At 45.7% G+C, this 18,153-nt stretch carries 10 protein-coding genes, 9 tRNA genes, 3 rRNA genes and 1 other annotated feature (1 of these 23 cut by a window edge); all 22 genes read left to right on the top strand.

The window, feature by feature from the left end:
• Position 1: 1 nt before the first annotated feature.
• The 22 genes from HM131_RS00650 to gltX all read left to right on the top strand — a co-directional run bounded on the left by HM131_RS00650 (position 2) and on the right by gltX (position 18,050).
• Positions 2 to 77, top strand: a tRNA-Val gene (locus HM131_RS00650).
• A 21-nt stretch (positions 78 to 98) separates the two neighbouring features.
• Positions 99 to 174 (top strand) — tRNA-Thr (locus HM131_RS00645).
• Positions 175 to 203: 29 nt separating this feature from the next.
• Positions 204 to 279: transfer RNA gene (locus HM131_RS00640), tRNA-Lys, on the top strand.
• 8 nt (positions 280 to 287) lie between these two features.
• A tRNA-Leu gene (locus tag HM131_RS00635) sits at positions 288 to 369 on the top strand.
• A gap of 4 nt (positions 370 to 373) precedes the next feature.
• Positions 374 to 448, top strand: a tRNA-Gly gene (locus HM131_RS00630).
• A gap of 58 nt (positions 449 to 506) precedes the next feature.
• Positions 507 to 595 (top strand) — tRNA-Leu (locus HM131_RS00625).
• Between the two features lie 11 nt (positions 596 to 606).
• Positions 607 to 683: transfer RNA gene (locus tag HM131_RS00620), tRNA-Arg, on the top strand.
• 5 nt (positions 684 to 688) lie between these two features.
• Positions 689 to 765: transfer RNA gene (locus HM131_RS00615), tRNA-Pro, on the top strand.
• A 14-nt stretch (positions 766 to 779) separates the two neighbouring features.
• A tRNA-Ala gene (locus tag HM131_RS00610) sits at positions 780 to 855 on the top strand.
• Between the two features lie 120 nt (positions 856 to 975).
• A 16S ribosomal RNA gene (locus HM131_RS00605) occupies positions 976 to 2,541 on the top strand.
• 172 nt (positions 2,542 to 2,713) lie between these two features.
• Positions 2,714 to 5,629, top strand: a 23S ribosomal RNA gene (locus HM131_RS00600).
• Positions 5,630 to 5,702: 73 nt separating this feature from the next.
• Positions 5,703 to 5,816, top strand: a 5S ribosomal RNA gene (gene rrf, locus HM131_RS00595).
• The 16S, 23S and 5S rRNA genes sit together here with 9 tRNA genes alongside, the layout of an rRNA operon.
• An 87-nt stretch (positions 5,817 to 5,903) precedes the next feature.
• Positions 5,904 to 6,596 carry an MgtC/SapB family protein gene (locus tag HM131_RS00590; RefSeq protein WP_085026954.1) on the top strand — a complete coding sequence of 231 codons (693 nt, stop codon included), beginning with the start codon at positions 5,904 to 5,906 and terminating at the stop codon, positions 6,594 to 6,596.
• A gap of 162 nt (positions 6,597 to 6,758) precedes the next feature.
• On the top strand, positions 6,759 to 7,223 hold the full coding sequence (locus HM131_RS00585; RefSeq protein WP_085026952.1) for a CtsR family transcriptional regulator: 465 nt from the start codon (positions 6,759 to 6,761) through the stop codon (positions 7,221 to 7,223).
• A gap of 20 nt (positions 7,224 to 7,243) precedes the next feature.
• The gene (locus HM131_RS00580) at positions 7,244 to 7,792 is read left to right on the top strand and encodes a protein-arginine kinase activator protein McsA (protein ID WP_085026950.1); all 549 of its coding nucleotides are present in this window, start codon (positions 7,244 to 7,246) and stop codon (positions 7,790 to 7,792) included.
• Positions 7,792 to 8,862, top strand: coding sequence for a protein-arginine kinase McsB (locus HM131_RS00575; protein ID WP_085026948.1), 1,071 nt, complete (start codon positions 7,792 to 7,794; stop codon positions 8,860 to 8,862). Before HM131_RS00580 ends, HM131_RS00575 begins: the two co-directional genes overlap by 1 nt.
• 18 nt (positions 8,863 to 8,880) lie before the next feature.
• Positions 8,881 to 11,340 carry an ATP-dependent protease ATP-binding subunit ClpC gene (clpC, locus tag HM131_RS00570; protein ID WP_085026946.1) on the top strand — a complete coding sequence of 820 codons (2,460 nt, stop codon included), beginning with the start codon at positions 8,881 to 8,883 and terminating at the stop codon, positions 11,338 to 11,340.
• Positions 11,341 to 11,510: 170 nt separating this feature from the next.
• A complete protein-coding gene (radA, locus tag HM131_RS00565) occupies positions 11,511 to 12,890 on the top strand; it encodes a DNA repair protein RadA (protein WP_085026943.1) in 1,380 nt (459 codons plus the stop codon).
• Positions 12,890 to 13,963, top strand: coding sequence for a DNA integrity scanning diadenylate cyclase DisA (disA, locus tag HM131_RS00560; RefSeq protein WP_085026941.1), 1,074 nt, complete (start codon positions 12,890 to 12,892; stop codon positions 13,961 to 13,963). Before radA ends, disA begins: the two co-directional genes overlap by 1 nt.
• Before the next feature lie 154 nt (positions 13,964 to 14,117).
• Positions 14,118 to 15,221: a PIN/TRAM domain-containing protein gene (locus HM131_RS00555; protein WP_085026939.1), complete on the top strand. Its 1,104-nt coding sequence runs from the start codon at positions 14,118 to 14,120 to the stop codon at positions 15,219 to 15,221.
• Positions 15,222 to 15,289: 68 nt separating this feature from the next.
• Positions 15,290 to 16,522, top strand: a complete 1,233-nt coding sequence (locus HM131_RS00550; RefSeq protein WP_332308726.1) for a bifunctional 2-C-methyl-D-erythritol 4-phosphate cytidylyltransferase/2-C-methyl-D-erythritol 2,4-cyclodiphosphate synthase — start codon at positions 15,290 to 15,292, stop codon at positions 16,520 to 16,522.
• Positions 16,523 to 16,580: 58 nt separating this feature from the next.
• Positions 16,581 to 18,050, top strand: coding sequence for a glutamate--tRNA ligase (gene gltX / locus HM131_RS00545; protein WP_085026935.1), 1,470 nt, complete (start codon positions 16,581 to 16,583; stop codon positions 18,048 to 18,050).
• Between the two features lie 44 nt (positions 18,051 to 18,094).
• Positions 18,095 to 18,153 (top strand) — a binding site (T-box leader); it runs 153 nt beyond the window's last position.

The following is an 18,153-nucleotide window of genomic DNA, read 5'->3' as shown; positions in this document are numbered from 1 at the left end:
CGGAGGATTAGCTCAGCTGGGAGAGCACTTGCCTTACAAGCAAGGGGTCGCAGGTTCGATCCCTGCATCCTCCACCATTAATAACACCATTAGAGGAAGCCGGCCTAGCTCAACTGGCAGAGCAACTGATTTGTAATCAGTAGGTTGGGGGTTCAAGTCCTCTGGCCGGCACCATATAAAATTTAGTTTTCTTTCTTTTGCACGAGCCATTAGCTCAGCTGGTAGAGCATCTGACTTTTAATCAGAGGGTCGAAGGTTCGAATCCTTCATGGCTCACCATTTATTATGCGGGTGTGGTGGAATTGGCAGACACGCTAGATTTAGGATCTAGTGCTTCACGGCGTGGGGGTTCAAGTCCCTCCACCCGCATTATGCGGAAGTAGTTCAGTGGTAGAACACCACCTTGCCAAGGTGGGGGTCGCGGGTTCGAATCCCGTCTTCCGCTCCATTTATTTTAAAGAGCTACTTAATTGATAACTAACACGAAGCTAACATAAACTTGCCAAGCCGGGGTGGCGGAATTGGCAGACGCACAGGACTTAAAATCCTGCGGTGGGTTTCCACCGTGCCGGTTCGAGTCCGGCCCTCGGCACCATAATCTCATATGCGCCCGTAGCTCAATTGGATAGAGCGTCTGACTACGGATCAGAAGGTTAGGGGTTCGACTCCTCTCGGGCGCGCCATTATACGGGAAGTAGCTCAGCTTGGTAGAGCACTTGGTTTGGGACCAAGGGGTCGCAGGTTCGAATCCTGTCTTCCCGACCATTCCCAAAATTAACGGGGCCTTAGCTCAGCTGGGAGAGCGCCTGCTTTGCACGCAGGAGGTCAGCGGTTCGATCCCGCTAGGCTCCACCATTATCTAATTTGATCTTTGAAAACTGAACGAACCAACCAGTACGTCAATTATTTCTTCTTATTTAAAGAAGAAAACAACAAGCACATTCGGTGTGCAAATGAGCAAGTCAAACTTTACTTTTTATGGAGAGTTTGATCCTGGCTCAGGACGAACGCTGGCGGCGTGCCTAATACATGCAAGTCGAGCGCGGGAAGCGAGCTGATCCCCTTCGGGGGTGATGCTCGTGGAACGAGCGGCGGACGGGTGAGTAACACGTGGGCAACCTGCCTGTAAGACCGGAATAACCCCGGGAAACCGGGGCTAATGCCGGGTAACACTTTCCTCCGCATGGAGGAGAGTTGAAAGATGGCTTTTAGCTATCACTTACAGATGGGCCCGCGGCGCATTAGCTAGTTGGTGAGGTAACGGCTCACCAAGGCGACGATGCGTAGCCGACCTGAGAGGGTGATCGGCCACACTGGGACTGAGACACGGCCCAGACTCCTACGGGAGGCAGCAGTAGGGAATCTTCCGCAATGGACGAAAGTCTGACGGAGCAACGCCGCGTGAACGATGAAGGTCTTCGGATCGTAAAGTTCTGTTGTTAGGGAAGAACAAGTACCGTGCGAATAGAGCGGTACCTTGACGGTACCTAACGAGGAAGCCCCGGCTAACTACGTGCCAGCAGCCGCGGTAATACGTAGGGGGCAAGCGTTGTCCGGAATTATTGGGCGTAAAGCGCGCGCAGGCGGTTTCTTAAGTCTGATGTGAAAGCCCACGGCTCAACCGTGGAGGGTCATTGGAAACTGGGGAACTTGAGGACAGAAGAGGAGAGTGGAATTCCACGTGTAGCGGTGAAATGCGTAGATATGTGGAGGAACACCAGTGGCGAAGGCGACTCTCTGGTCTGTCTCTGACGCTGAGGTGCGAAAGCGTGGGTAGCAAACAGGATTAGATACCCTGGTAGTCCACGCCGTAAACGATGAGTGCTAGGTGTTAGGGGGCTTCCACCCCTTAGTGCTGAAGTTAACGCATTAAGCACTCCGCCTGGGGAGTACGGCCGCAAGGCTGAAACTCAAAGGAATTGACGGGGGCCCGCACAAGCGGTGGAGCATGTGGTTTAATTCGAAGCAACGCGAAGAACCTTACCAGGTCTTGACATCCTTGGACCTCCCTAGAGATAGGGATTTCCCTTCGGGGACCAAGTGACAGGTGGTGCATGGTTGTCGTCAGCTCGTGTCGTGAGATGTTGGGTTAAGTCCCGCAACGAGCGCAACCCCTAATCTTAGTTGCCAGCATTCAGTTGGGCACTCTAAGGTGACTGCCGGTGACAAACCGGAGGAAGGCGGGGATGACGTCAAATCATCATGCCCCTTATGACCTGGGCTACACACGTGCTACAATGGATGGTACAAAGGGCAGCGAAGCCGCGAGGTGTAGCAAATCCCATAAAACCATTCTCAGTTCGGATTGCAGGCTGCAACTCGCCTGCATGAAGCCGGAATCGCTAGTAATCGCGGATCAGCATGCCGCGGTGAATACGTTCCCGGGCCTTGTACACACCGCCCGTCACACCACGAGAGTTGGCAACACCCGAAGTCGGTGAGGTAACCATTTGGAGCCAGCCGCCGAAGGTGGGGCCAATGATTGGGGTGAAGTCGTAACAAGGTAGCCGTATCGGAAGGTGCGGCTGGATCACCTCCTTTCTAAGGATAGAAACGGAAGCGTACATGGTTGGTTGTTCAGTTTTGAGAGATCAAAAGATCTTTCAATGTGAACCTTGAAAACTGGATAAGACATGATCAGGCATTATCTTTCGATAATCCTGATGATGACAAGACATCAAACATCAATTGAAACAACGTCTTTTCACAAGATAGTTAAGTGAATAAGGGCGCACGGTGGATGCCTTGGTACTAGGAGCCGATGAAGGACGGGACTAACACCGAAATGCTTCGACGAGCCGTAAGTAGGCTTTGACTCGGAGATTTCCGAATGGGGAAACCCACTGTTCGTAATGGAACAGTGTCCTATACTGAATCCATAGGTATAGGACGGCACACCCGGGGAACTGAAACATCTCAGTACCCGGAGGAAGAGAAAGCAAACGCGATTTCCCAAGTAGCGGCGAGCGAAACGGAAACAGCCCAAACCAGAGAGCTTGCTCTCTGGGGTTGTAGGACACTCCATTGGAGTTACCAAGAAGGAAGGTAGACGAATCGAGCTGGAAAGCTCAGCCATAGAGGGTAACAGCCCTGTAGTCAAAACCTTCTTTCCTCCGGAGTGGATCCTGAGTACGGCGGAACACGAGGAATTCCGTCGGAATCCGGGAGGACCATCTCCCAAGGCTAAATACTCCCTAGTAACCGATAGTGAACCAGTACCGTGAGGGAAAGGTGAAAAGCACCCCGGAAGGGGAGTGAAAGAGAACCTGAAACCGTGTGCCTACAAGTAGTCGGAGCCCGTTTATGGGTGACGGCGTGCCTTTTGTAGAATGAACCGGCGAGTTACGACCGTATGCGAGGTTAAGCCGCAGAAGCGGAGCCGCAGCGAAAGCGAGTCTGAATAGGGCGAGTGAGTATGCGGTCGTAGACCCGAAACCGTGTGATCTACCCATGTCCAGGATGAAGGTCAGGTAACACTGACTGGAGGTCCGAACCCACGTAAGTTGAAAATTACGGGGATGAGGTGTGGGTAGGGGTGAAATGCCAATCGAACACGGAGATAGCTGGTTCTCTCCGAAATAGCTTTAGGGCTAGCCTCAGGATAGAAAGTCATGGAGGTAGAGCACTGATTGGACGAGGGGCCCCTATCGGGTTACCGAATTCAGTCAAACTCCGAATGCCATCGACTTTGTCCTGGGAGTCAGACCGTGGGTGATAAGGTTCATGGTCGAAAGGGAAACAGCCCAGACCGCCAGCTAAGGTCCCCAAGTGTGTGTTAAGTGGAAAAGGATGTGGAGTTGCTTAGACAACCAGGATGTTGGCTTAGAAGCAGCCATCATTGAAAGAGTGCGTAATAGCTCACTGGTCGAGTGACTCTGCGCCGAAAATGTACCGGGGCTAAACACACCACCGAAGCTGCGGATTGATCTTACGATCAGTGGTAGGAGAGCGTTCTAAGGGCCGTGAAGTCAGACCGTAAGGACTGGTGGAGCGCTTAGAAGTGAGAATGCCGGTATGAGTAGCGAAAAAAGAGTGAGAATCTCTTTCACCGAAAGTCTAAGGTTTCCTGAGGAAGGCTCGTCCTCTCAGGGTTAGTCGGGACCTAAGCCGAGGCCGAAAGGCGTAGGCGATGGACAACAGGTTGATATTCCTGTACCACCTCCTTTCCGTTTGAACGACGGGGGGACGCAGGAGGATAAGGAGAGCGCGCCATTGGATGAGCGCGTCCAAGCAGTGAGACGGTCGGATAGGCAAATCCGTCCGGCAACGTCAAGCTGTGATGGGGAGGGAACTAAAGTACCGAAGCTCCTGAGTTCACACTGCCAAGAAAATCCTCTAGTGAGGAAAGAGGTGCCCGTACCGCAAACCAACACAGGTAGACGAGGAGAGGATCCTAAGGTGAGCGGGAGAACTCTCGTTAAGGAACTCGGCAAAATGACCCCGTAACTTCGGGAGAAGGGGTGCTCCTCTGCCGAGGAGCCGCAGTGAAAAGGCCCAAGCGACTGTTTACCAAAAACACAGGTCTCTGCGAAGCCGTAAGGCGAAGTATAGGGGCTGACACCTGCCCGGTGCTGGAAGGTTAAGGGGATGCGTTAGCGCAAGCGAAGCGTTGAACCGAAGCCCCAGTAAACGGCGGCCGTAACTATAACGGTCCTAAGGTAGCGAAATTCCTTGTCGGGTAAGTTCCGACCCGCACGAAAGGTGCAACGACTTGGGCACTGTCTCAACGAGAGACCCGGTGAAATTATACTATGTGTGAAGATGCACATTACCCGCGACAGGACGGAAAGACCCCGTGGAGCTTTACTGTAGCCTGATATTGAATGTTGGTACAGCTTGTACAGGATAGGTAGGAGCCTTGGAAGCCGGAGCGCTAGCTTCGGTGGAGGCGCTGGTGGGATACTACCCTGGCTGTACGGACATTCTAACCCAGGACCGTGATCCGGTCCGGAGACAGTGTCAGGTGGGCAGTTTGACTGGGGCGGTCGCCTCCCAAAAGGTAACGGAGGCGCCCAAAGGTTCCCTCAGAATGGTTGGAAATCATTCGCAGAGTGTAAAGGCACAAGGGAGCTTGACTGCGAGACCTACAAGTCGAGCAGGGACGAAAGTCGGGCTTAGTGATCCGGCGGTTCCGCATGGAAGGGCCGTCGCTCAACGGATAAAAGCTACCCCGGGGATAACAGGCTTATCTCCCCCAAGAGTCCACATCGACGGGGAGGTTTGGCACCTCGATGTCGGCTCATCGCATCCTGGGGCTGTAGTCGGTCCCAAGGGTTGGGCTGTTCGCCCATTAAAGCGGTACGCGAGCTGGGTTCAGAACGTCGTGAGACAGTTCGGTCCCTATCCGTCGTGGGCGTTGGAAATTTGAAAGGAGCTGTCCTTAGTACGAGAGGACCGGGATGGACACACCGCTGGTGTACCAGTTGTTCCGCCAGGAGCACAGCTGGGTAGCTACGTGTGGTCGGGATAAGTGCTGAAAGCATCTAAGCATGAAGCCCTCCTTGAGATGAGATTTCCCTTACCTATAAGGTAATAAGATCCCTCAGAGACGATGAGGTTGATAGGTCCGAGGTGGAAGCGTGGTGACACGTGCAGCTGACGGATACTAATTGATCGACGACTTATCTATCTACCATGAAAGACCGTTTCCGATGTTTGTGATTCTTATCCAGTTTTGAGGGTTCACCTCAAACTTTATATGATGTGGTGGTGAAGGCGAAGAGGTCACACCTGTTCCCATGCCGAACACAGCAGTTAAGCTCTTCAGCGCCGATGGTAGTCGGGTCGATCCCCGTGAGAGTAGGACGCCGCCACGTCAAATGCAAGAAACCAGAAGTCATATGCTTCTGGTTTTTTCTATATTCATAGTGTGGTACATATAATGAAGGTAAGGAGGGATCTAGATGGAATGGTCTTACTTTTTTGATGATGATATCTTTATATTTATTTTTCGAATAATGATGGCACTACTTTTATCAGGACTAATTGGATTTGAACGTGAACTGAAAAACCATTCTGCTGGCTTCCGAACGCATATATTAGTAGGAATTGGTGCATGTCTCATGATGCTATTATCGCTCTATGGTTTTGAAGAGTTTATGGATCAGTATGAGAATGTACGATTTGATCCAGCCCGTATACCTTCTTACGTAATCAGCGGCATCGGCTTTTTAGGAGCAGGGACGATTATTGTAAATGGAATGACTATTCGGGGATTAACGACTGCGGCATCCATCTGGACCGTGGCGGGTATCGGCTTAGTCGTTGGTGCGGGAATGTATGACATTGCTACAATAACTACCCTCCTCGTCTTACTTAGTCTCGTGTTCTTGAATAAGATTGAGAAGAAAAAATTCAACACCAATAGCAAGCATGTGTTTTACATTAAAGTAGAGCCGAATATCCGCTTGAATCAAGTGTTGGCAGTCTTTGAGGATGCGAATTTATACGTAAATAAAATAGATATAAAGAAACAGGAGAATGATTATCAAAAGCTTATTATAGGTCTAGATAAAAAGCAGACCTATCAAGCTGCTCCTCTGCTTCAAGCCTTATCCAACATTACTGAGGTGATCCAGGTCAGCCACCGTGATTAAAACTACGTAGAATTCTACGTAGTTTTTTTGTTTTAACTTAAGAAGAAACAGGGAATCATGAGAGATGTATTCTATATAAACATTTTAGTTGCGTATTACAAAAAAATGAGTATAATAAAATTAAAGTCAAAGATAGTCAAAGTCAAAAAAGGGGGAGGGTAAATGAGGAATATCTCCGATATCATCGAAGAGTATCTAAAAAACATTTTAGATGAAGATCATCAAAAGACGATTGAAATTAAGCGGAGTGAAATTGCTGACCAATTTCAATGTGTGCCTTCTCAAATCAATTATGTGATTAAGACACGTTTCACAGTGGAAAAAGGATATATAGTAGAAAGTAAACGCGGTGGAGGCGGATATATCCGGATTAGTCGGATCGAGCATAAGAAAGATTCAGATATGATTGAAGAAATTATGGATATGGTTCAGCCGAAAGTTTCCCAAACAGCAGCGTTTGATGTTATCACCCGTCTCTTAGAAAGTGAAATCATAACAAATAGGGAAGCGAAAATAATACAAAGTATTATTGACCGCGAAGTACTAGCTTTTCCTCTCCCCTTACGTGATGAAGTTCGATCTCGAATCATGACAGCTTTACTGTTTACTCTTAAATATAAAAGTTAAGGAGAAGGGAGAGAAATGAGATGGAATGTCAAAACTGTCACCAACGACAGGCAACCGTTCATTTAACTCAAGTCATCAATGGTCAAAAGACAGAAATTCACGTATGTGAACAGTGTGCCAAAGATAAAGGGTATATGAGCTACGGGGAAGAGAATTTCACATTGAATGACCTCCTTTCTGGTCTATTTCATACAGAAAGTCCGTCGACGTTCAGTAATAAAAGTACCCAGCCGTATAAAAAATCAACTCAGCTGAAGTGTCCAACATGCGGACTAACTTATCAAGAGTTCGCACGAACAGGAAAATTTGGTTGTGCAACCTGTTATCAAACTTTTGATGAAAAATTGAATCCTATTTTAAGGCGTGTTCATAGTGGCAACACTACTCATGATGGGAAAATACCTAAACGAGAAGGCGGCAACCTGCACATGAAAAGAGAGCTTGATGATTATAAATCCAAGCTTCGACAATTAATCGAGCAGGAAGAATTCGAGGAAGCAGCGAAAGTTAGAGATAAGATCAAATCTTTGCAAAGCCAACTTCATGAGGGGGAGGACGGTGAACAATAATGTCATTGCAACAGTTTATGAACGAGGCGATAAGCCCTTGGATGAAGCAGGAGGGGCCGGATAGCGATATTGTAATGAGCAGCCGCATTCGACTGGCTCGGAATTTCTCGCAGCATCCTTTTCCAACGGTCGCTTCTGAAGAAACGTTAGAAAAAATCCTCGAATTTTTTAACGAAGAATTCAAAAGACAATCCTTCAGGGATTATGATAATTTTGAGCTTGTAAAGATGAAAGAGCTGCAGCCTGTTGAAAAGCGGGTATTGGTGGAAAAACATTTGATCAGTCCTCATTTAGCTGAGAAATCCGATCAATCTGCTACACTCATTTCTCAAAATGAACAAGTATCGGTCATGGTCAACGAGGAAGATCATATCAGGATTCAACTTTATTTTCCTGGCTTCCAGCTTGATCGAGCATTAGAGCAGGCCTCTCAACTGGATGATTGGCTGGAAGAAAAGATTGATTACGCTTTTGATGAAAAGCGCGGATACTTGACCGCATGTCCGACAAACGTGGGGACAGGGATGCGCGCATCCGTGATGATGCACCTTCCAGCCTTATCGATGACGCAGCAAATTAACCGTATGACCCCGGCTATTAACCAATTAGGCTTAGTTGTAAGGGGAATCTATGGAGAAGGCAGCGAGGCTGTGGGAAACATTTATCAAATATCGAATCAAATTACATTGGGTAAATCCGAGCAGGATATTGTGGAAGATCTCCATAGTGTAGTGAAGCAGTTGATCGATCAGGAACGAAAAGCAAGAGATGCATTGATGAACCGTTCTGGAATCCAGTTGGAAGACAGAATTTTCCGATCATATGGTGTTCTGAAGCACAGTCGTATCATAGAGTCTAAAGAAGCGGCTAAGTGTTTATCTGATCTTAGGTTAGGAATTGATCTTGGCTTCATTGATCATATTCCTAAGACTATATTGAATGAGCTGATGATTTTAACTCAGCCTGGATTTTTGCAACAATATGCAAAAACCACACTAAGTCCTGATGAAAGGGATATTCGAAGAGCATCACTAATTCGAGAAAGACTTCAATTAGAAAATGAAGAATAATGTTAGGAGGGATTGTCCATGATGTTTGGGCGTTTTACAGAAAGAGCTCAGAAAGTACTTGCGTTAGCACAAGAAGAAGCTGTTCGATTAGGTCATAACAACATTGGAACTGAACACATTTTACTTGGATTAGTCAGTGAAGGTGAAGGTATAGCGGCTAAAGCATTAACAGCTCTCGGTCTAGAATCATCTAAAATCCAGCAAGAGGTTGAGAAACTGATTGGAAAAGGTGAAAAAGTATCACAGACGATCCACTACACACCACGTGCTAAAAAAGTGATTGAATTATCTATGGATGAAGCGCGTAAATTGGGTCATTCCTACGTGGGAACCGAACATATTCTTCTAGGATTGATCCGAGAAGGTGAAGGCGTCGCTGCCCGCGTATTAAATAATCTTGGTGTAAGCTTAAATAAAGCTCGTCAGCAAGTGCTGCAGCTGTTAGGCAACAATGAGTCTACTGGAGGCCAAAACCGCCGGGGAGGAGGCTCTGCAGGTCAAGCAGCAAGTGCAAATACTCCAACCTTGGATTCACTGGCGCGAGACTTAACAGCGATTGCTAAAGAAGGAAACATCGATCCGGTCATCGGCAGAAGCAAAGAAATTGAACGAGTGATCCAGGTGCTAAGCCGCCGTACGAAAAACAACCCTGTTCTTGTGGGGGAGCCGGGTGTAGGTAAAACAGCCATTGCTGAAGGCCTTGCCCAGCAAATTATGAACAATGAAGTACCGGAAATTCTACGTGATAAGCGAGTTATGACATTGGATATGGGTACGGTCGTAGCTGGTACTAAATATCGCGGTGAGTTTGAAGATCGCTTGAAAAAAGTGATGGAGGAAATCCGCCAGGCTGGCAACATCATTCTTTTCATAGATGAGCTTCACACATTGATTGGTGCTGGTGGTGCTGAAGGCGCAATTGATGCTTCTAACATTCTTAAGCCATCTCTTGCCCGTGGTGAATTGCAATGTATCGGTGCCACTACACTGGATGAGTACCGTAAATATATTGAAAAAGACGCTGCCCTTGAGCGTCGTTTCCAGCCAATCCAGGTTGATGAGCCAACACTAGATGAATCTGTTCAAATTCTTAAAGGACTTCGTGACCGTTACGAAGCTCACCACCGTGTAACGATTACGGATGATTCCATTGACTCTGCGGTACGTTTCTCAGATCGTTATATTACCGATCGCTTCCTTCCGGATAAGGCGATTGACTTGATTGATGAAGCGGCTTCTAAAGTACGACTTCGTTCCTATACAGCTCCGCCGAATCTAAAAGAACTAGAGCAGAAGCTTGAGGAAGTACGCAAAGAAAAAGACGCAGCTGTTCAAAGCCAAGAATTCGAAAAGGCGGCTTCTCTAAGGGATACTGAGCAAAGACTTCGAGATGAACTTGAGCAAACAAAAGATGAATGGAAAGAAAAACAAGGTCAGGAAGATTCAGAAGTAACAGTAGAAGATATCGCTTCTGTCGTGTCTACTTGGACTGGAGTACCGGTTTCTAAAATGACGAAAGACGAAAGTGAACGTCTCCTTCAACTGGAAGAAACGCTTCACAATCGTGTCATTGGTCAGGATGAAGCAGTTAAAGCTATTTCTAAAGCTATTCGCCGGGCTCGTGCCGGACTTAAAGATCCGAAGCGTCCAATCGGCTCCTTCATTTTCCTAGGTCCTACAGGTGTCGGTAAAACAGAGCTTGCTCGTGCACTAGCCGAGAGCATGTTCGGAGATGAAGATGCGATGATTCGTATCGACATGTCTGAGTATATGGAAAAACACAGCACGTCTCGTCTTGTAGGTTCACCTCCAGGCTACGTAGGCTACGATGAAGGTGGTCAGCTGACTGAGAAAGTCAGAACGAAACCTTACTCTGTTGTTCTACTTGATGAAATTGAAAAAGCACACCCTGAAGTATTCAACATCTTGCTACAAGTGCTTGAAGACGGACGACTTACAGATTCTAAAGGACGCGTTGTTGACTTCCGTAATACCGTACTGATCATGACTTCAAACGTAGGTGCTCAGGAGCTTAAACGTAATAAGTACGTTGGCTTCTCCATGGGAGATGGCGATCAGGATTATAAAGACATGAAGTCTAAAGTGACAGATGAGCTTAAGAAAGCCTTCCGCCCAGAATTCTTGAACCGTATCGATGAAACGATTGTGTTCCATTCTCTTGAACGTAAACACATGAAAGATATCGTTACACTTATGGTTGAAGAGCTAAGAAAACGTCTGCAAGAGCAAGAGATCGACTTCACGCTTTCAGACGAAGCCATTCAACACATTGCTGAATCCGGCTTTGACCCGGAATATGGAGCTCGACCACTGCGTCGTTCCATTCAGAAAAACGTCGAAGATTTATTGTCTGAAGAGCTGTTGAAAGAAAACATTGCTAAAGGACAAAAAGTAAGAATTGACTTAAATGACAACAAAGAATTCGTCGTTCACACCCAGCAAGAATCAACAAATTAATCACAATGTGAACCATTAGATTCAATTTTAAAAATCGGGAGGCGTTTGCCTTCCGGTTTTTTTCGTATTCTTATATGATTCTAGTAAGGGAATCTTAATATAAATGATACGATCATGAAACTTTTTCACAAGACATATCGTATAAACTATACAGAGAAGGAGCGATGATCTTGGCAAAAAGAAAAACAAAGTTTGTTTGCCAGGAATGTGGCTATGAAACACCCAAATGGATGGGGAAGTGTCCAGGGTGTCACCAATGGAATACATTAGTCGAGGAAGTCAGTGCGGCCAGCACGAGTTCACGGCACGTTTTCCAAACGAGTTCCACGTCAGTGTCGAGCAAACCAGAAAAAATAAATGCAATTAAATCTCAGAAAGAACCGCGTTTACCTACGGATATGCCAGAATTTAACCGTGTTCTTGGAGGCGGAATCGTCGCAGGCTCACTGGTTTTAATTGGCGGAGATCCGGGTATCGGAAAATCAACCTTACTCCTTCAAGTGTCTGCTCAAATTGCGAATAAGGACATGCCGGTCCTTTATATGTCTGGGGAGGAGTCTCCACGACAGACAAAGCTTAGGGCAGAACGTTTAGGTATATCATCGGATCAGCTATACGTGCTGTCCGAAACCAACTTGCAAGATGTCATTAATCAAATCGAGGCGATCGATCCTAAATTTGTGGTAATCGACTCGATTCAAACGATATTTAAAGAGGACGTAACTTCCGCGCCAGGGAGCGTATCGCAGGTGCGTGAGTGTACAAGTCAACTCATGAGAATTGCCAAAAGTAAAGGTATCCCGATTTTTATTGTGGGGCATGTTACTAAAGAGGGTTCGATCGCAGGACCGAGGTTGCTCGAACATATGGTAGATGCCGTACTCTATTTCGAAGGAGAACGTCATCATACATTCAGAATTCTAAGAAGCGTGAAAAACCGATTTGGAAGTACCCATGAGATGGGCATTTTTGAAATGAAAGAACAAGGGTTGAAAGAAGTCCTCAATCCTTCTGAAATATTTCTGGAAGAACGATCACAGGGAGCGGCTGGGTCGATTGTCGTTGCTTCTATGGAAGGGACGAGGCCCGTGCTCGTCGAAATCCAGGCATTGATCTCTCCGACAGCCTTTGGTAATCCGAGACGCATGGCGACTGGCCTTGATAACAGCCGAGTTCCACTTTTAATGGCTGTGTTGGAAAAACGAGCGGGGCTGCTTTTACAAAACCAGGACGCTTATGTGAAAGTTGCAGGTGGAGTGAAGCTTGATGAACCCGCAATTGACCTTGCTGTAGCGATCAGCATTGCTTCAAGTTTTAGAGATCAGGCCTCCAACCCAGACGATGTGGTCGTCGGTGAGGTGGGGCTGACTGGCGAGATCAGACGGGTCGCACGTATTGAACAGCGTGTGCAAGAAGCTGCTAAACTTGGATTTAAACGAGTGATTATTCCTAAGAAGAATATGGATGGCTGGACACCGCCTACTGAAATTCAAGTCATCGGGGTTAGCACTGTACAAGAGGCTATGAAGGTGACACTGGGGGATGCATGATGGAGTGGCATGAAATGAAAGACAATGGAATAGGGGAAATTTTAAAACTGGTTGCTCCGGGAACCCCGCTTCGTGATGGCATTGATAATGTCCTTAGGGCTAACACAGGAGGACTGATCGTGCTTGGTTATGGAGACCATATGCGAGATTTAGTAGATGGGGGCTTCCATATCCAGGCTGATTTCACACCAGCCCATCTCTACGAACTGGCAAAAATGGATGGCGCCCTTATTTTGAGTGACGAGGGTTCCAAAATTCTTTTTGCGAATGCACAGCTTATGCCGGATCCTCATATCTATTCAACGGAAACTGGTATGAGACACCGGACGGCAGAACGTGTGGCGAAGCAGACAGGTGCCCTGGTTATTGCTATTTCTCAAAGAAGAAATGTGATTACGCTCTATAAAGGCTCCTTGAGATATTCCTTAAAAGATATTGGTGTTATTTTGACAAAAGCGAACCAAGCGATTCAGACGCTTGAAAAATATAAAAATGTACTCGACCAAAGTATAACGAATCTAGGTGCTATGGAATTTGAAAATATGGTTTCATTTTCTGAGGTTATCCAGGTCGTTCATAGAGTCGAAATGGTACTTCGTACAAAAACGGAAATCATTAATTACGTCAATGAATTAGGTACAGAGGGGCGATTAATTCAACTTCAAATGACAGAGCTTGTTTCCAACATTGAAGAAGAAGCAGCGCTGCTGCTTAAAGATTACAGTAAACGCCCGGATTACGAACCTTATTATATTTTGAGAAAAATGCAGGAAGTCGCAAATACGGAGCTATTGTCAGACGAACAAATATTGAAGTTATTAGGTTTTTCTCCAAATACAAAAATGGCCGATCCGATCCACCCGAGAGGTTATCGCATTCTAAGCCGGATTCCTCGCCTGCCTCCTTTAATTATTGAGCATTTGGTAGAGCGGTTCGGAACTTTGGATGACATGATCCAGGCTTCTACCAAGGAACTTGTAGAAGTAGATGGAGTTGGAGAGATCAGAGCTTCGAAAATCCGAGATGGTTTAGAACGTATTCAGGAACAACTGTTCGTAGATCGTCATATTTAATAGAATTGACTTATTTACCATATATATGATATGATATTTGTTTTACTGATTGACTTATTTTGGGAATTGTGCTATTTTTATATCCATCATTCCTTTTTTATACGATTAATGGTTGTAGGGTTTGGTCATACTGTGAGTGAGGAGGTGAATACAAGTGCTTAAACGAATTGTACAGTTATTTATTGTAATAACCGGTGGAACAATCGGTTACCTCTATTTTCCAGAACTGTTTACAACCATGGGGCTGTCTTGGCAGAATTGGATACAATCTGTTCTAGGAGCCGTACTAGGAGCACTTATTTTATTTTTATTAACTTTTTGGGTCGTGGATTATATTGTCGATTTCATCAGATGGGTGGAAGATTCTCTGGTCCGGGCACCAGTAGCTGATTTGCTTTTTGGCAGTATCGGTTTAATTGTCGGTCTGATTGTCGCTTATCTGATTAATGTATTTGTACAAGATATTCAGATTCAAGTCGTTAACCAAGTAGTACCGATATTCTTAACGATTTTACTTGGCTATTTAGGTTTCCAGGTAGGTTTCAAGCGAAAAGATGAATTCCTAAGTCTTCTATCTAAAAAAGATAAAAGCCATGAGGGTGAACCATCCAATTCGCAAGATTCAGCAAAAGTGGATGCCTCTCTTATTCCTAAAGAGAAAATTCTGGATACGAGTGTCATTATTGATGGGCGAATTGCAGACATCTGTGAGACGCACTTTTTAGAAGGTACAATTGTTATACCGCAGTTTGTATTGGAGGAGCTTCAACATATTGCAGATTCCTCTGATGGACTGAAGCGGAACCGTGGCCGTCGGGGGCTGGATATTCTTAATCGTCTGCAGAAGGATCTCCCTGTAAATGTGGAGATTTATGAAGGAGACTTTGAGGATATTCAGGAAGTGGACAGTAAGCTAGTTAAACTCGCTAAAGTAATGGACGGCATTGTTGTAACGAATGATTTTAATTTGAATAAAGTTTGTGAGTTTCAGAATGTACAAGTCTTAAATATTAATGACTTGGCGAATGCGGTTAAACCTGTCGTTCTTCCAGGAGAAGAAATGAAAATTCAAGTCATCAAGGATGGTAAGGAACATAATCAAGGTGTTGCTTATTTAGATGACGGTACGATGATTGTTGTGGAAGAAGGAAAAGACTATATTGGAAAGACAATCGATGTAGTTGTTACTAGTGTCCTTCAAACATCAGCGGGCCGCATGATTTTCGCTAAGCCGAAATCACTTGAAAAAGCCTTATAAAAACGGTATAAACAAATAGAGAGAATGACAAAAGTGATAACCTGTGTGTTATCGCTTTTGTTGTTTTAATGAGCGTGAATGACGGTATAAATCAATATAGGATGGATATTATGATAAAATACACAGCGATTATACTTGCGGCTGGGCAGGGAAAGCGGATGCTCGCCGGAAGGAATAAGCAATTTCTATTGATTGATCAGCAGCCATTGATCCTGCATACTTTATCGGTCTTTGACGCTGATGATTGGTGTGAAGAAATTGTCTTAGTGACCAATGAGCGTGAGCGATCGGAAATGGAAGCCCTTCTTGCTTCTTCTCCCATAAATAAAGATGTTCGGCTTGTTGATGGTGGTGCAGAACGGCAGGACAGCGTTTTTGAGGGACTCAAGGCTATTCGGCATACAGAGCTTCCTGTGTTCATTCACGACGGTGCTCGTCCTTTTGTCAAAGCGGATCGGCTCCATGAACTAGCTGAATGTACGAGCGAAAAGCAAGCTGCATTACTAGCGGTTCCGGTGACGGATACCATCAAGCAGAAGCAGGGAAACCATTTGACGACGCTGGATCGGAAAACGTTATGGGCTGCGCAGACCCCTCAAGCATTTTCTTATCCTTTGATTCATAAAGCGCATCAAGAGGCGAGAGAACGTGGATACTATGGAACAGATGACGCCTCTCTCGTTGAACAGTTAGGTAAGGAAGTGGCGATCGTAAAAGGAAGTTATGACAATATTAAGTTGACAACTCCTGAGGACTTACATAAAGCTGAATCTTATGTGAAAAACCAACGTGAGAGAAAGGTGGAGGACCCATCTATGTTTCGAATTGGACAAGGGTTTGATGTTCATCAGTTAACAGAAGGACGAAAGTGTATCATCGGAGGGGTTGAAATCCCTTATGAAAAAGGGCTGCTCGGCCACTCAGATGCAGATGTTTTGCTTCACACGGTTGCTGATGCTTGCTTAGGAGCCATCGGTGAAGGGGACATTGGTAAGCATTTTCCTGATACAGATGCGGAGTTCAAGGACGCAGATTCAGGGAAACTGCTGCAGCATGTCTGGACGATTGTAAAAGAACGTGGGTATACCCTTGGAAATATGGACTGTACGGTTATTGCTCAGGCTCCTAAGATGGCTCCATATATCGAAGAAATCCAAAGTAATATTGCCCGCCTTCTCGATGTTGAAGTTGGACGCATTAACGTCAAAGCTACAACGACTGAAAAACTCGGGTTTACAGGAAGGAAAGAAGGAATTGCTGCACAGGCAGTTGTCCTTTTGCAAAATAATCAACAATCTTAAACAAAAAATGATAAAATAACATCAGGATAGAGTTCGGAATTAGGAAAGGGGAACAATTATGTCGAATGAAGTACGTGTGCGCTACGCACCTAGTCCAACAGGAAATCTCCATATAGGAAACGCGAGAACAGCCTTGTTCAATTATTTGTATGCAAAAAATGCAGGAGGAAAAATGGTCATCCGCATTGAGGATACAGATGAAAAACGTAACGTGAAGGGTGGAGAAGAAAGCCAGCTGAACTACCTGAAATGGTTGGGTGTTGAGTGGGAAGAGAGCCCGAACAAGGGCGGTGAGTACGGACCTTACCGTCAAATGGAGCGTCTTGATATATATCAAAAATACGTTGATGAGCTACTTGAGCGCGGTCTTGCTTACAAATGTTATATGACAGCTGAGGAGCTTGAAGCAGAACGTGAAGCTCAAATCGCTCGAGGAGAAGCACCTAAATACTCAGGTGCCCACAGTAATTTGACTCAAGAAGAGATCGAACAGTTTGAAGCAGAAGGACGCGAGCCGAGTATCCGTATTCGCGTGCCTGAAAATCATACGTACAAGTTCAATGATATTGTCCGTGAAGACATAACGTTCGAATCCAGCGACTTCGGTGACTGGGTTATAGTGAAAAAGAACGGTACACCTACGTATAACTTTGCCGTAGCGATCGATGATCATTTGATGAACATTACTCATGTGCTTCGCGGGGAAGAACATATCTCCAACACACCGAAGCAGATGATGGTCTATGAAGCGTTCGGGTGGGAGCCTCCGAAATTTGGACATATGACTCTCATTTTAAACGAAAATCGTAAGAAGCTAAGTAAACGGGATGAGCATATTCTCCAGTTTATCGAACAGTATAAAAATCTGGGATACTTGCCTGAGGCATTGTTCAACTTTATTACTTTACTTGGATGGTCACCAGTTGGTGAAGAAGAGATCTTCACTCAAGAGAAGCTTGTGGAGATTTTTGACGCGGAACGTCTATCCACTTCACCAGCGGTTTTTGATCCTGCTAAGTTGAAATGGATGAACAACCAGTACATTAAAGCAGCAGACTTTGACCGCGTGGTTGAGCTGACGCTGCCTCATTTAATTGAAGCAGGACGTCTTTCCAAGGATATGACCGAAGAAGATAAGAAGTGGGCTCATGAATTGATTTCACTCTATCAGGAGCAGCTTAGCTACGGAGCGGAAATTGTAGAGCTTACAGAACTGTTCTTCAAGCAAGAGATCGAATACGACGATGAAGCTATGAATGTATTAGAAGGCGAGCAAGTACCTGAAGTGTTGGAAACGTTCAAGAAGAACCTTCAAGAGCTTGAAGAATTCACACCGGATAACATCAAAAAGCAAATCAAAGCCGTACAGAAAGAAACAGGTCATAAAGGCAAGAAACTCTTTATGCCAATCCGTGTAGCGACAACAGGCCAGACCCATGGTCCTGAGCTTCCGAATGCCATTCACTTGTTAGGAGTAGAAACGGTAACGGTCCGCTTGGACGATGTTTTAAGTAAGTTGCAAAACTAATCCGTTCACAAATGCTTGGATTTGTCATATAGTAAAGATACCTATACGAAACGTTGATGAGGAGAAGTAGAAGAAAGTGCCCTTACCCAGAGAAAATCACCGT

The sequence above is a fragment of the Halobacillus mangrovi genome, from assembly GCF_002097535.1.
Taxonomy (GTDB): Bacteria; Bacillota; Bacilli; order Bacillales; family Halobacillaceae; genus Halobacillus; species Halobacillus mangrovi_A.
This window is presented reverse-complemented; position numbering and strand designations above follow the sequence as displayed.